The 14,333-nt window shown below is 64.4% G+C and carries 10 protein-coding genes; 6 read left to right on the forward strand and 4 right to left on the reverse strand.

Translation table 11 applies throughout. The features are described from left to right. Positions 1 to 13: 13 nt before the first annotated feature. Entirely contained in the window at positions 14 to 664 is a 651-nt protein-coding gene (locus GT748_RS04130) for a histidine phosphatase family protein (protein WP_044993040.1), read from the reverse strand. A 166-nt stretch (positions 665 to 830) separates the two neighbouring features. Here GT748_RS04130 and GT748_RS04135 point away from each other — a divergent pair, with 166 nt between their 5' ends. Further along, positions 831 to 1,508, forward strand: a complete 678-nt coding sequence (locus GT748_RS04135) for a helix-turn-helix domain-containing protein (protein WP_353590584.1) — start codon at positions 831 to 833, stop codon at positions 1,506 to 1,508. Between the two features lie 245 nt (positions 1,509 to 1,753). Further along, positions 1,754 to 3,100 carry an APC family permease gene (locus GT748_RS04140; RefSeq protein WP_021660540.1) on the forward strand — a complete coding sequence of 449 codons (1,347 nt, stop codon included), beginning with the start codon at positions 1,754 to 1,756 and terminating at the stop codon, positions 3,098 to 3,100. Positions 3,101 to 3,924: 824 nt separating this feature from the next. On the opposite strand, the gene gap is transcribed toward GT748_RS04140, so the two are convergent. Continuing rightward, the gene (gene gap / locus GT748_RS04145; RefSeq protein WP_021660543.1) at positions 3,925 to 4,941 is read right to left on the reverse strand and encodes a type I glyceraldehyde-3-phosphate dehydrogenase; all 1,017 of its coding nucleotides are present in this window, start codon (positions 4,939 to 4,941) and stop codon (positions 3,925 to 3,927) included. A 255-nt stretch (positions 4,942 to 5,196) separates the two neighbouring features. Here gap and GT748_RS04150 point away from each other — a divergent pair, with 255 nt between their 5' ends. Continuing rightward, positions 5,197 to 6,354, forward strand: coding sequence for a sensor histidine kinase (locus GT748_RS04150; RefSeq protein WP_161213360.1), 1,158 nt, complete (start codon positions 5,197 to 5,199; stop codon positions 6,352 to 6,354). Positions 6,355 to 6,482: 128 nt separating this feature from the next. Here GT748_RS04150 and GT748_RS04155 read toward each other — a convergent pair whose 3' ends face one another. Both GT748_RS04155 and GT748_RS04160 read right to left on the reverse strand, forming a co-directional pair. Continuing rightward, on the reverse strand, positions 6,483 to 7,607 hold the full coding sequence (locus GT748_RS04155; RefSeq protein WP_073261101.1) for a hypothetical protein: 1,125 nt from the start codon (positions 7,605 to 7,607) through the stop codon (positions 6,483 to 6,485). An 11-nt stretch (positions 7,608 to 7,618) separates the two neighbouring features. After that, entirely contained in the window at positions 7,619 to 8,983 is a 1,365-nt protein-coding gene (locus tag GT748_RS04160; RefSeq protein WP_021660425.1) for a citrate synthase, read from the reverse strand. Between the two features lie 257 nt (positions 8,984 to 9,240). Between GT748_RS04160 and spoIID the strand changes: the two genes are divergently transcribed. The 3 genes from spoIID to GT748_RS04175 all read left to right on the forward strand — a co-directional run bounded on the left by spoIID (position 9,241) and on the right by GT748_RS04175 (position 13,718). Then, on the forward strand, positions 9,241 to 10,269 hold the full coding sequence (gene spoIID / locus GT748_RS04165; protein WP_021660426.1) for a stage II sporulation protein D: 1,029 nt from the start codon (positions 9,241 to 9,243) through the stop codon (positions 10,267 to 10,269). Between the two features lie 243 nt (positions 10,270 to 10,512). Next, complete coding sequence (locus tag GT748_RS04170) at positions 10,513 to 10,872, forward strand: ArsR/SmtB family transcription factor (protein WP_021660427.1); 360 nt, start codon at positions 10,513 to 10,515, stop codon at positions 10,870 to 10,872. Between the two features lie 32 nt (positions 10,873 to 10,904). Further along, positions 10,905 to 13,718: a heavy metal translocating P-type ATPase gene (locus GT748_RS04175; protein WP_083546617.1), complete on the forward strand. Its 2,814-nt coding sequence runs from the start codon at positions 10,905 to 10,907 to the stop codon at positions 13,716 to 13,718. Positions 13,719 to 14,333: the final 615 nt, after the last annotated feature.

Consider the following 14,333-nt stretch of genomic DNA (forward strand, 5'->3'; position numbering starts at 1 on the left):
CGAATCTCTCTTTTTACCGCCCGCTGAGGGGGGTCGGCGTCTGCGCCCCGTGGGGCATGATGCCGATGACCTCAAAGGCCTGGGCGGCCTGCCACAACTGGGGGGTCACCAGCAGGGTGTAGCCGCAGCCGTCGTCGCAGTGCCACTCCAACTGGCGCTTGCGGGGGTAGCCAAAGGCGGCCAGCAGCCCCATGATCACCCCGCCGGGCACCACCACCGCCGCCGACTCCACGCCACCCTTCATCATGTCCTCAATGACGGTGCGGATGCCCAGGGTGCAGCGGGCGGCAAACTCCTCGATCTCCTCCCCGTCGGGGATGAAGGCGTCCGGCGACCCGGCGGCAAACTTCTCAAAGTCGGGGTCGCCCTTGAGCTCTTCCAGGGTCTTGCCCTCAAAGCGGCCGAAGTCCAGTTCCCCCAGCTCCTCCATGACCTCCTGCTCGGCCACCCCGGGGTAGAGCAGGTGGGCGGTCTGCCGGCAGCGCAGGTGGGGCGCCACATAGAGCTTGTCCGCCGCCGGGTAATCGTAATCCTCCTGCAATCGGCGCAGGCGGGCCACCCCCTCGGGGCAGAGGGGCAGGTCGGTGCGCGCCCCCACATACCGGCCGTCCAAATTGCCCTGGGTGAGGCCGTGGCGGATGAGGTGGACCTTGTAAGTTTTCATAAAAACACCATTCCTTATTATTGCAATGCGGAGAAAGAAAAATCCCTCCGCCCAAATCACTCAAATTTGCCTTTACAAAAGGTTTTGCTTGCTTTATAATTTACACTATGTAAAAATGCGGGGAGTTTTGACGATGAATGCCGATTTTCATAGGATCCTGACTCTTTTGAGGAAGGAGAAGGGGGTCAGCCAAAAGCAGGTGGCTGCCAGCCTGGGGATCTCCCAGGCCCTCCTCTCCCACTACGAAAAGGGCATACGGGAGTGCGGGCTGGAGTTCGTGGTGAAGGTGGCCGATTACTACGGCGTCTCCTGCGACTACCTGTTGGGCCGTTCGCCCGACCGCGCCGGGCTCACCCTCTCGGTGGACGACCTGCCCGACGGGGACGGCGGCCGCCAGAACGCCTTTGCCGGCAGCATCATGCCGGTGCTCAATAAAAAGCTCATCACCAACTCCCTGCACATCGTCTTCGATATGCTCTCCAAGGGGCGCAACGACTCGCTGACGCGGGAGGTGTCGAGCTACCTGATGACCGCCGTCTACAAGTCCTTTCGCAAACTCTGCGGCATCAACCCCAAAAACCAGGACACCATGTTCAGCATCTCCAAGGTGCGGGTGTCCCACCTCTGCGGCAGCGCCATGAGCCAGAACGAGGCCAACATCGACTGCCTGTCGGCAGGGCAGGACCTGGAGGGGCTCACCCCCATCGAAAACCGGGACGCCTTTGCCCTGACCACCCAGTCCATGACCGAGAACTACCCCCTCTACTACTCCTCCCTGCAAAACCTCATCAGCAATGTGGAGGCGGAGCTGGGCAAAAACGGCGGTGGCAGGGGCAAAAAGTAGGCGGCACCCCAGGGTCGGGCCGTCGCCCTTGTCCATTAGTATACTACCATTTTTACCCGCAATTGAAAACGCTTTTCAAACTTTTTCTCCCTTTTCCAACTCGACTGCGGACTGCCCTTTCCGGGCGGCCCGCCTTTTTTCTGCCCGCCGGGCAGCGGCGGGCGGCTAAAGGGCAGTGCAATCGACCATACTCAACACAAAACCCTCTTTCCGCCGCGCGCGAAAGGGGAAAAGGAGGCAACCGCGTGGAACTCAAACCAAAATACGGCCTGTTCACCGCCTTTACCATGATCGTGGGGATCGTCATCGGCTCGGGGATCTTCTTCAAGGCCGACGACATCCTCACCCTCACCGGGGGCAACATCGCCCTGGGGGCCCTGGCCTTTGCGGTGGCGGCCATCGCCATCGTCTTCGGCGGGCTGGCCTTTGCCCAGCTGGCCTCCCTCACCGACTCCCCCGGCGGGCTGGTGGCCTACGCCCAGGAGTTCGGCAACCGCCGACTGGCCTGTGCGGCCGGCTGGTTCCAGACCTTTTTCTACTACCCCTCCCTCATCTCGGTGGTCTCCTCGGTGGTGGGGGTCTATCTGGCCCTCCTCTTTGGGCAGAGTTGGTCCCTGGGCACACAGGTGCTGGTGGGGGGTTGCTTTCTGCTTCTCTGCTACCTCTACAACACCCTCTCCCCCAAATTCGGGGGTGCCTTTCAGCGCCTCTCCTCGGTGGTCAAGCTGATCCCCCTCCTCCTCTTCGCCGCCGTGGGGATGCTCTTCGGCGACCCCACCTCCATCGTCCCCCCGCAGACCGGCAGCGCCTTTGCCGCCCTGGGGTGGACGGCGGCCCTGGCCCCCATCGCCTTCTCCTTTGACGGTTGGATCGTGGCCACCTCCATCGCCCACGAGGTGCGCGACGCCAAGCGGAACCTCCGCATCGCCCTCATCGCCGCCCCCCTTTTGGTGCTGGCGATCTACCTGCTCTACTTTGTGGGGGTCTCCTGCTACCTGGGCCCGGAGCGGGTGATGGCCCTGGGGGACGCCCACATCGACGTGATGGCAGGCAACCTGCTGGGGCCCTGGGGGGCCAAGGCGGTGCTGGTCTTTGTCCTCATCTCGGTGATGGGGACGGTCAACGGCCTGGTGATGGGGAGCATCCGCATGCCCCACGCCCTGGCCCTGCGGGGGATGGTGCCCGGCGCCGCCACCCTCGAACGGGTCAACGCCCGGCTGGACATCCCCGTCCCCTCGGCCATCCTCTCCTTTGCCACCTCAGCGCTCTGGCTGGGGCTGCACTACTGGAGCCAGCGCGGCGGCTGGCTCCCCAACGCCGACCTGTCCGAGTGCACGGTGGCCTTTAGCTACCTGTTTTACATGGCGGTCTACTTCCTCCTCATCCGGCTGTTTTTCCGGGGGAAGGCGGGCGGTTGGGTCAGCGGGGTGCTCATCCCCCTGCTGGCCACCCTGGGCGGGCTCTTGATCCTGGCGGGCGGCACCCACAACCCCCTCTTCTGGCCAGGGGCCGCTGTGGTGACCGCCGTCCTGGCCGCCGCCGTCTGGCGGTATGGAGGCCCGGTTCCCCAAGAGGGCGGCATCCGGCCCTAAAGTCGCTGTGGGAACGGCGCCCCAGCCCTTCGCTGCCGGGCTGGAGGGAGGCGTCGGGCCGTGACAGGAGAGGTGTCCACCGCGAAATAGGGGTCGGCCTTTGGGATGCCACTGTCGGGAGACGCCAGGGGCTGGCCCCTAAAGAGAAAAGGCCATTTGGGCCGGAACAGGAGGACGCGGCCGTTCCCGGCAGCCGCACGGAGCGAGGGATCGCAGCCGCCGTTCCGGCTGCTTGTCCGGCGATCTGAACCCTCAAGTTCTGGCTTCCAGCAGGGCCCGGCTGTCCGGTTGGAAGCAGGCCCCCCTGTGCGGGGGCCGCTCCAACCGCCGCCGTGCGGTAAAAAGGCCAGACGGGAAGGACAGGTCTCCTTCAAAGCAAACTGCGAAGAATAGCCGTCCCGCCCGCCACCTGTTGGGCCAGAGCGGCAGGAGGCTCTCACCCTGACGCACACCGGCCACAGCGACAGCGTTTTTTCCACCTCTCTTCGGCGGTGAAGGGCACCATCTCAAAGGGGAGAGCATGGCCAGCTTCAAACCGCCCGCAAAAAGGCCATCCTCTGCGATTTTCCCGCTCGCGGAGGGCGCAGAAAACCGTGCCGTCGGAACAGGCCGCTCCACCTTGAAAAACGCTGCCCCCCCGTCCAGCGGGGGCAGCACTTTTCTCGCCCGGCCGGAGCGTTGGAAGAGCGCATCCCTCCTCCCCGCAGACCGCGCGGCCCCCCGCAGGCCGCTTTGCCCCTTTCCCGCATATTGCCGCCCATTTTTCGCACAATAAAAGGGCCGCTGCCTTTCGGCAGCAGCCCTTTTGAATGCTTGCGGCAAAGTTACTTCGCGTCGACCTCGGCCATGTGGGAGATCAGCTGCAGAACTTTGTTGGAGTAGCCCCACTCGTTGTCGTACCAGGAAACCAGCTTCACGAAGGTGTCGTTGAGCATGATGCCGGCCTTGGCGTCGAAGATGGAGGTTCTGGGATCGCCGTAGAAGTCGGAAGAGACAACGGCGTCCTCGGTGTAGCCCAGCACGCCCTTCAGAGAGGTCTCGGAAGCCTCTTTCATCTTGGCGCAGATGTCCTCATAGGTGGTGGCTTTGGCCAGTTTGACGGTCAGGTCGACCACGGAGACATCCAGGGTGGGAACGCGCATGGACATACCGGTCAGCTTGCCCTTCAGAGAAGGGATGACCAGAGCGGTGGCCTTGGCGGCGCCGGTGGAAGAAGGGATGATGTTGCCGGCAGCGGCGCGACCGCCTCTCCAATCCTTCTTGGAGGGGCCGTCAACGGTCTTCTGGGTGCCGGTGGTGGAGTGAACGGTGGTCATCAGGCCCTCGACGATGCCGTAGTTGTCGTTGATGACTTTGGCGATGGGAGCCAGGCAGTTGGTGGTGCAGGAAGCGTTGGAGACGACCATCATGTCTTTGGTGTAGGTCTCCAGGTTGACGCCGCACACGAAAGTCGGGGTCTCTTTGTCCTTGGCAGGAGCGGAGATGACGACCTTCTTGGCGCCGGCTTTGATGTGGGCAGAAGCCTTCTCGGTGGTGCAGAAGACGCCGGTGGACTCAACCACGTAGTCGGCGCCGCACTCGCCCCAGGGAATGTTGGCGGGGTCCATCTCAGCGTAGAACTTGATCTCTTTGCCGTTGACGACAATGGCGTCATCGGTGTAGCTGATTTCGCCCTTGTACTGGCCGTGCACGGTGTCGTAGCGCAGCATGTAAGCGCAGTAGTCAGGGGTCATGAAGGGATCGTTGATGCCCACGAACTCGTAGTCGGGGTTGTCCAGACCAGCGCGGAACACCAGTCTGCCGATGCGGCCAAAGCCGTTGATACCGATTTTGATAGCCATTGGAAACAGCCTCCTATATTTTAAGTTGCTTTCATTTTATATCAAAACAGGGGAAACCGCAAGGGTTTGTCACAAAATTAACTGTTCCTTTCCAGTATTTTCACGTTTTCCCCGCCGGGGCGTGCAGGCGTTTGCAAAAAGGGGCCCTTTCGCCCAACAGAAACCCCAATATTTGGAGAAATGTCTTTACAAACCGATTTCAGTGATAGTATACTGACACTATCCTATTTTGTCGAATTATGGAGAATATTGTCGATGAATGGTTTGGACCCAACCCCTCACCCTCCCATTGTGGAGATGGTCAAGCGGTGTTTTCGAGATATGCAGGCGCCGGTGTCCCTCTGCGGGCCCGCGCTTGACACCCTTTGGCAAAACCCATATTTAGAGCGTCAGTGCCCCCTATTTTCCCTGCGCAACCTGCGGGAGCTCTCGCAGGAGTGCGACTGGCCGCAGGTCGAGTCGCAGCTGCGCCGGGGGCAGGAGGTGCTGTTGCGGCTGCCCTCCCTCTTTTCCGGGGAGGAGACCTCCTCGGTGCGGCTGCTGCCCTGTCTGGACGATGGCGCCCTGGAGGCGGTCTTCGCCCTCTTTCCCGCGCCGGCAGCCGCCGCCTCCCCCCTGGAACTGGAGGGGGCGCAGCGGGTGGCGGCCGCCTTCTCCCAGTCCTATCGCACCAAGCTGACCGCCATCTTCTCCGCCCTGCCCCCCCTGGCCCGCCGGCTGGAAGAGAGCGGCGACTACACCGGCCAGCAGCTGGTGGAGCGGGTCAACCAGAGCGCCTACCGCCTGCTGCGCATCAGCCGCAACGTGGAGGAGATCGCCAAGTACCAGTCGGGCAACAACCCCTTTTTGCCCCAGCCCCTGGACATGGGCCGGTTTTTGGAAAACCTCTGCGAGGGGGTGCGGCTGGTGATGGGGCGCAGCGGCATCCCCTTCACCAGCCAAATCGAGCTGGACGGGGTGCAGATGCAGGCCGACCAGGGCAAATTGGAACAGGCGCTGACCAACCTCCTCTCCAACGCCTTCCTCTACACCCGGGACCAAAACGCCGTCCACCTGGACGCGCGGCTGGTGGGCGGTGAAGTGGTCATCACCGTGCGGGACCGGGGGCGGGGCATCGAACCGGCCCTACAGGCCAAGGTGTTTGAACCCTATTTCTCCCACGGGCCGGATGGGGGCTTCCCCTCCACCGGGCTGGGGCTGACCCTCTGCAGGTATGCAGTCGCCCTCCACGGCGGGCGGGTCCTCTTGCAGAGCACCCCTGGCGAGGGGACCACCGTCAAGTGCACCCTCCCCGTGCGGAAGAGCGCCGAGGATCCGGTCCTTCGGAGCGAGAGCCCCTTTGAGCTGCTCCAAAACCGGTATTCGGCCCTTTACGTGGAGCTGGCTGATGTCTGTCAGCTGCCTTACGCGTAGTTTTTTCAAGCCAAGGAAAGCGGCCCTGCGCGGCGGATCGCGCAGGGCCCGCTTTCCCTTTCCCCAAAAACAAAAAGGCCGCCGCCCGCTTCCAGCCGGGCGACGGCTTTTTTCTCTCGATTTGGGCGCTACCGCCCCCGGCGGGGGCCGCCCTCTCTCTTGCTGCGGGGCCGGTACACATAGGCGCCGTCCCCCCTGCCCGCCGCCCGGCGGGGGCCGGACGAGCGCCGGGGGGCGCTGGGCGCGGACCGCTCCGCCGGCGGCGGGGCGGGAGGGGCGGCCCCGGCAGAGGACCCCTCCGGCCGCTCCCCGTCTGCGGCGGGGGCGGCCTTCCCCCTCCCCTCCCCTCTGGGGAGGGCAGCCCTCTTCTCCGCCGCGGGGGGGCCTTCCGGCCCATCTTCCCTGTCGGCGGTGTAGAAGAGCTGCGCCCGGTCCGCCAGCGGGATGCCGGCGGCAGGGGCCAGGTGCTCCCCCGCCACGCGGGTGGGGTCCAGCTCTCCCGCCAGGTAGAGACAGAGCGCCAGCCCGGCCGCGAAGTAGAGCAGGTCAAAGGCAAGGCCCAGCAGGTCGCCCAGGGCGAAGGCCGACCCGCCCCCCAGCGAGAGGACTGCCGGCGGGAAGGTGGCGAGGGCGAAGCAGAACAGGTGCAACAGCCCCCAAAAGGTCCCCTTGCGCACCCGGTCGCCGCCCCACTGGGCGCCCATGGCCCCGGCAGCGTGGACAAAGAAGAAGCAGGCGGTGCAGCAGGAGAGGAGCTCCAAAACCCCCTGGGAGACCAGGGCCGAGACCGCCCGCCCCGCAATCAGCAGCACCAGGGTGTAGCCGGGATAGAGGGCGCAGAGCACCGGCAGCCGGCTGGCCGCCCCGGAGAGGTAGCGTCCGCAGCCGAAGAGCCCCACCCCAAAGAGGACGGCAAAGGCGTAAAGACCCAGCCGGGCCAGAGGGACCCGCCCCCCCAAAAAGAGGAAGACCAGTTGGGCGGCCCCCACCCCGGCGACCAGGATGCCCAGGGCGCATAGCACCCCGCCCCAGCCGGGCCGGGCGGAGCCGTCCCGGCGGCCCCGCGGCTCCCCCCTGGCGCAAAAGAGGGCCAGCAGGACACAGAGCAGCAGCGCCCCGGCAATGGCCCCGTACTGGAGCAGGGACTGGCTGGTAAAGAGCCCCCCCGCCACATACCGGTCCAGCTGGAAAACGCGCAAGGCCGCCGAGGCAGCCGTAAAGACGGCCCAGGCGGCCAGAAAAGCGATTTTCATAAAAACCCCACCTAACGTTGGTTAATGGGGACGTACGACTGTTTTGCCGTCAGGTTCTTGTAGGCCGGGCGGATGATCCGGCCGCCAAACATCAGCTCTTCCATGCGGTGGGCGCACCAACCGGGCATCCGGGCAACGGCGAACAGCGGGGTGAACAGCTCCTCGGGGATGCCGAGGGTGCGGTACACCAGTCCCGAATACAAGTCTACATTGGCGCACAAATTCTTGTCAACACCTTTTTCCTCGGCAAACACCTGGGGGGCCAGCTTCTCCACCATCTGCAGCAGGTGCAGGTCCTCGCCAAAGCCCTTTTCCACCGCCAGGTGCTCGGCGTAGCGCTTGAGGATCTGGGCGCGGGGGTCGCTGACGGTGTAGACCGCGTGGCCGATGCCGTAGATCAGCCCCGAGCGGTCCCCCGCCTCCCGCCGCAGCAGGCGGCGCAGGTAGTCCTTGACGTCCTGCTCACTGGCGGGGTGGGAGATGGCCTCCTTCATCCCCTCCAGCATCTGGGTCACCTTCAGGTTGGCGCCGCCGTGGCGGGGGCCCTTGAGGGAGCCCACGGCGCTGGCCAGGGCCGAATAGGTGTCGGTGAGGGAGGAGGAGAGCACCCGGCAGGCAAAGGCCGAGTTGTTGCCGCCGCCGTGCTCGGCGTGGAGAATGAGGCAGAGGTCCAGCAGGTGGGCCTCCTCCTCGGTAAAGCGCTTGTCGGGGCGGACGGTGCGCAGAATGGTCTGGGCGGTAGAGTGCTCCCGCTTGGGCAGGTGGAAGTACATGCTCTTGTGGTCGTAGTTGCGCCGCTTGACCTGGTAGGCGTTGGTGATGATGGTGGGGGTGCCGGCGATGATCTCGATGCACTGGCGCATCACGTTGCCCATGGAGAGGTCCTCCGCCTCGTCGTCATAGCTGTACATGGCCAAAATCGAGCGGGCCAGCTTGTTCATCACGTCGGGGGAGGGGGCCTTCATGATCATGTCCTCGGCAAAGCCGGGGGGCAGGGCGCGAAAGTCCGCCAGCACGTCGTTGAAAAAGTCCAGCTGCTGCTGGGTGGGCAGCTTGCCGAAGAGCAGCAGCCAGCTCAACTCCTCAAACCCGTAGCGGCCCGACTCGATGACCCCGGCCACGAACTCGTCCAGGTCGATGCCCCGGTAGAGCAGCTTGCCGGGGGTGGCGGTCTTGACCCCGTCGATCATCTCGTAGCCCACCACGTCGCAGATCAGGGTCAGCCCCGCCAGGACGCCGGTGTTGTCGGCGTTGCGCAGTCCCCGCTTGACCCCCAGCTTCTCGCAGTCTTCCGGGTCGATGAAGTTATATTTCCGAAACTCATCACATAGGATGTTAATGGCCTTTTGCTTGGAACCGGACACGTTGTATCCCACAGGTACCACCCCTTTATCAGGCTAAAACCGGCGCGGCCGGTTTTGCGAATTGTTCTTATTGTACTGTTCTGTCCAGGGCTTGTCAACACCGTTTTGCACTTTTCTCTCTTTTGTATTTCATTTTATCTAATTCAAGCGAACACTTTTGGCTTATTTTTTCAAAATTTGAAATATTGTTTTTAAAATCCTGCAAAATAAAAAATGTCGATCCCCGTCTGATATAGGGGGAACGGCACAGCGGAGAAGGATGTGTTCACATGCGTTTGAAAGTGTCGGTGGCGGCGGTCTTTGCCGCGGTGACCTTTGCCTCCCCCCTGGCGGTCTTTCTGGCCGGCACGCCGGAAGGGGGCGGCGGCAGTTCCCCGGCCAGTCCGCAGTCCGGCGGGACGGAGAGCAGTTCCCCCGCCCCGGCCAGCGGTCAGGCCACCATCAAGGTCTACGACAGCGCCCAGGACAAGGTGATGGAACTGGCCTTTTCCGACTATCTGCGGGGCGCTCTGGCCGCCGAAATGCCCCCCACCTTCGCCCCAGAGGCGCTGAAGGCCCAGGCCACCGCCTGCGCGACCTACGCCCTGCGGCTCAAACAGCAGGCGGCCGAAAGCCCCAACGAGTCCCTCAAGGGGGCCGACATCTCGGTGGATTCCCGCCTCCACCAGGGGTATATCAGCGACGCCGACCTGCAGACCCGCTGGGGCCAGAATTACGACTACTACCGCTCCCTCATCCAGGAGGCGGTGGACCAGTCGGGCAATCAGATCCTCACCTATGAAGGGGCCCCCATCATCTCGGCCTACCACTCCATCTCCCCCGGCAAGACCGAGGCGGCCGAGGACATCTGGGGCCAGGCCGTCCCCTACCTGGTGAGCGTCGACAGCCCCGGCGACCTGTTGGCCCCCGACTACGAGACCAAGGAGACCTTCACCAAGGACGTGGTCAAGGAAAACCTCTCGCAGAAGTGGTCGGACATCGCCCTGGGCGACGACCCCGCCACCTGGTTTGCCGACCTTGCCACCACCCCTTCGGGCACCGTCAAGACCCTCACCGTCGGCGGCAAGTCGCTCAGCGGCGGGGACATCCGCTCCGCCCTCAACCTGCGGTGCGCGGCCTTCTCCGTCTCCTATAAAGACGGCACCTTCACCTTTGACGTCAAGGGTTACGGCCACGGGGTGGGGATGAGCCAGTACGGCGCCGACTACATGGCCCGGCAGGGCTCCTCCGCCCAGGACATCCTGGCCCACTACTACCCCGGCACCGCGCTGGAACCCCTGGCAAACTTCCTCTCCTAAACCGCCTTTGTCCCCCCGTGACAGCTCGCCCCTCCCCCCGTCGGGAGAGGCGGGCTGTTTTGCCGTTCCCCCGCCTCTCCCCTGCCGCGAACGGCCGCAACACCGGTCAAAAAAGGCGAAAAAACACCTCTCACCCCCTTGACAAATGGGCGGGAAGAGCATATTCTATGAACAGATGAACAGTTATTCACATGTTCACTTGTTTCAAAACACCCGTTCACTTTGAAAATAGAGGAGGCCCCCATGAAACCTGACGAGCGCTGCCAAGAGCAGCACAAGCACACCTGTCTCATCCAAACCGCCCGGGCGCACATCCTGGACGACGACAAGCTCGACCCGCTCTGCGACATCTTCAAGGTCCTCTCCGACCCCACCCGGATGCGGATCATCCTCACCCTGGTGGACAGCGAGATGTGCGTCTGCGACATCGCCGGAGCGGTGGAGTGCAGCCAGTCAAACGTCTCCCACCAGCTGCGGCTGATGCGCCAGAGCGGCATTGTCAAGTTCCGCAAGGACGGCAAGTCGGTCTACTACTCCCTGGACGACGACCACGTCAAGACCATCATCGTCCAGGCGGTCAACCACATCTCCCACATGGGGTAAATCAACAACGCAATGGAAAAGGGGAACTTTTTATGAAACAGCGGGTCTACTTTGAACATCTCAGCTGCTCCCACTGCGCCATGAAAATTGAGGAGAAGCTGGAGAAGAGGAAGCTCTTTCCCGAGGTGGCGGTGAGTTTTGCCACCGGCGTCATCCTGGTGGAGAGCGACCACCCGGTCAGCGAAGGGGAGCTGGCTGCCATGCAAAAAATCTGCGACGACATCGAGCCGGGGGTCACCCTCTCCCTGCAAAAGCCGGGAACTGCCCCGACTGCAGGCGCGGTTCCCGACAGCGGACATGACCACGACCGCGGGGAGCACGACGCCTGCGACTGCGGGCGCGACCATGGCCACGGGGAGCACGGCGCCTGCGACTGTGGGCACGACCACGGCCACGGGGAACACGATACCTGCAACTGCGGGCACGACCACGGCCACGGGGAGCACGACGCCTGCGACTGTGGGCACGACCACAGCCACGGGGAACACGACACCTGCGGCTGTGGGCACGACCACGGCCACGGGGAGTACGACGCCTGTGGCTGCGGGCACGACCACGGCCACGGGGAGCACGACGCCTGCGACTGTGGACATGACCACAGCCACGGAGAGCACGATGCCTGCGGCTGTGGACACGACCACAGCCACGGAGAGCACGACGCCTGCGACTGTGGGCACGACCACGGCGAAGAGGCCGCCGTCGAGGCCAGCGAGCAGGCCGCCCGCAAACTGGCCGCCCGCCCCGGCACCCAGACCCTCCGCTTCACCGGCCTCAGCTGTTCCCACTGCGCCATGAAAATCGAGGAGCGGCTGGAGAAGTCGGGCCGCTTTGAGGCGGTGTCGGTGAGCTTTGCCACCGGGACCATCCTCATCCGCTCCCTGCGCACCCTCAACCTCGAGGACCTCACCTTCGTCCAGCAGGTGTGCGACGACATCGAGCCCGGCGTCCAGGTCTCCCTGGCCGGGGCGGCCCCCTCCAAAAAGGCCGCCCCCAGCGAGGAAGGGACAGAAAAGCGCCCCCTCTGGCCCCTGCTGCTGGCGGTGTTGCTGGCGGTGGCCGGGATGGCAAGCGAACACCTGGCGACGGCCACCGTCGTCCTCTGGATCGCCGACGGCCTGCTGGTGGCGGCCTGTGCCCTGGCCTGTTACGACGTCTGGTACAAGGGCGTCACCGGCATCTTTAAAAAGAGGGTCGACGAAAACCTGCTGGTGACGGCGGCGGTCATCGCCTCCTTCTTCCTGGGCGAGTTCGGCGAGGCCGCCATGGTGGCCCTCCTCTTTAAAATCAGCCTCTACTTAGAAGACCGGGCCGTGGGCGCCACCCGCAAGAGCCTGAACGCCATCACCAACATCCAGCCCGAAACCGCCGCCGTGGCCGGGCCGGACGGCCAGGTCACCGAGACCCCGGCCGAGCAGGTGCAGGTGGGCGATGAGATCGTCATCCGCCCCTCCGACCGGGTGCCGCTGGACTGCGTCATCCTCTCGGGCAGCACCGCGGTGGACAAATCGGCCATCACCGGTGAAAGTCTGCCCGTCAACGCCGCCGAGGGAGACGCCCTCCCCTCCGGGGCCATCAACCTCTCCGGCCTGGTGCGGGCCAAAGTCACCTCCCCGCTGGAGGAGTCCACCGCCGCCCGCATCATCAAGCTGGTGGAGGAGTCGGCCGCCCAAAAATCCAAATCCCAGAAGTTCATCACCCGCTTTGCCGCCGTCTACACCCCGGTCATCCTCCTGTGCGCCCTGCTGGTGGCGATCCTGCCCCCCCTGACCGGGCTGGGCAGCTGGAACCACTGGATCTACACCGCCCTGGTGTTCGTCGTCTCCGCCTGCCCCTGCGCCCTGGTCATCTCCATCCCCCTAGGCTTCTACGCCGGCATCGGCGCCGCCTCCAAGCGGGGGGTGCTCATCAAGGGGGGCAAGCACATTGAAAACCTGGCCAAACTCACCGACGCCGTCTTTGACAAGACCGGCACCCTCACCGACGGCAAGCTGCAGGTGACCGAAGTGAAGGCCCTGGCCGACTTGAGCGAGGAGGAGGTGCTGGCCTACAGCGCCCTGGCAGAGCAGTACTCCAACCACCCCATCTCCCGCTCCATCGTCGCCCAGTGCCCCCAGCTCCCCGCTGAAAAACTCTTCTCGGTGGAGGAGATCGCCGGCAAAGGGGTGCGCGCCCAGCTGGAGGGCAGAGAGCTGCTCTGCGGCTCGGCCCGGCTGCTGCGGGACGCCGGGGTGGCCGTCCCCGAGGGGATCGAGGCCAACGTCCTGCTGGCCATCGGCGGGCAATGCAAGGGCTATGTGGCCGTGGGCGACCAGGTCCGTCCCGACAGCCGAGAGACCATGTCCCAGCTGAAGGCCCTTGGGGTGCGCACCGCCATGCTCACCGGCGACAGCGCCAAGGCGGCCGCCAAGGTGGCCGGCCAGCTGGGGCTGGACGACTACCGGGCCGACCTGCTGCCCCAGGACAAGGTGGACGGCCTCCTCTCCCTCAAGGGGGAGGGGAAGACGGTGGCCTTTGTGGGCGACGGCATCAACGACGCCCCGGTCCTGGCCGCCTCCGACGTGGGGGTCGCCATGGGCTTTGGCACCGACGCGGCCATCGAGGCCGCCGACGTGGTGCTGGTCTCGGGCAAGCCCAGCTCCCTCCCCGGCGCGGTCAAACTCAGCCGCCGGGTGATGAACCTCATCAAGTTCAACATCGCCTTTGCCCTCATCGTCAAGTTCCTGGTCATCGGTCTCTCCCTCTTCGGTCTCTCCACCATCTGGATGGCGGTCTTTGCCGACGTGGGGGTCACCGTCCTCTCGGTCCTCAACGTCACCCGGCTGTTGCTGGGCAGCAAAAAGCAGTAACCGCTCAAACAGGCGGGGCGAAACGTCGCTCCGCCTGTTTTTTTGCTGCCTGCGGCGACATGAGCTGCACTTTGCCTGCAGCCGCCGCTGCCACGGCCGCCGCATCCCCTGCGGGCGCACGGATGAAAGGGAAGGCCGATACAATCGCTGCCTCTCCATCCGCACCGTCCTCCGCACGCAAGCGAGGGATTTACAATCGACCCGATGGCGGCGGCGTTCGGTGTCCTCCCCGCAGGCGATGGCGGGCTTGGAGAGGGATGGTTGCAGGCGAAGCCCGGGGGAGGCCAAAAGGGTGCGCGGCTGCCGCTGCTCTACCCAGCCACACCCTATTTCAACCCACACAGGTGCATCGATCGAAATGCCCTCTCCAAAATTGGCCAACCCCTTCTTCCCGACCACCCCCTATGCGGGCTGCAACAACACCCTTTTGGGGACGGACGGCCCCGAGCACGCCGCCCCTCACGCGGGTGCGTGGATTGAAATAGCTTGTTCAGCCGCGTGGTGTAGGCGCGCTGGGGTCACACCTCACGCGGGCGCGTGGAGTGGAATGGGGATGCCGTCAAGATGTCAAGCCGCCGGGCCCATCACCTCCACATGGTGCGCGGATCGAAATAT

Origin of the sequence: Bittarella massiliensis (ex Durand et al. 2017) (genome assembly GCF_009876955.1) — a bacterium.
In the GTDB taxonomy this organism is placed as follows: Bacteria; Bacillota; Clostridia; order Oscillospirales; family Ruminococcaceae; genus Bittarella; species Bittarella massiliensis.

Excerpts from the sequence above, each read along its gene's own strand:
- GT748_RS04170 (WP_021660427.1), top strand. The coding sequence starts at position 10,513 with ATGAAACCTGACGAGCGCTGCCAAGAGCAGCACAAGCACACCTGTCTC.
- GT748_RS04130 (WP_044993040.1), bottom strand. The coding sequence starts at position 664 with ATGAAAACTTACAAGGTCCACCTCATCCGCCACGGCCTCACCCAGGGC.
- gap (WP_021660543.1), bottom strand. The coding sequence starts at position 4,941 with ATGGCTATCAAAATCGGTATCAACGGCTTTGGCCGCATCGGCAGACTG.
- spoIID (WP_021660426.1), top strand. The coding sequence starts at position 9,241 with ATGCGTTTGAAAGTGTCGGTGGCGGCGGTCTTTGCCGCGGTGACCTTT.
- GT748_RS04155 (WP_073261101.1), bottom strand. The coding sequence starts at position 7,607 with ATGAAAATCGCTTTTCTGGCCGCCTGGGCCGTCTTTACGGCTGCCTCG.
- GT748_RS04150 (WP_161213360.1), top strand. The coding sequence starts at position 5,197 with ATGAATGGTTTGGACCCAACCCCTCACCCTCCCATTGTGGAGATGGTC.
- GT748_RS04175 (WP_083546617.1), top strand. The coding sequence starts at position 10,905 with ATGAAACAGCGGGTCTACTTTGAACATCTCAGCTGCTCCCACTGCGCC.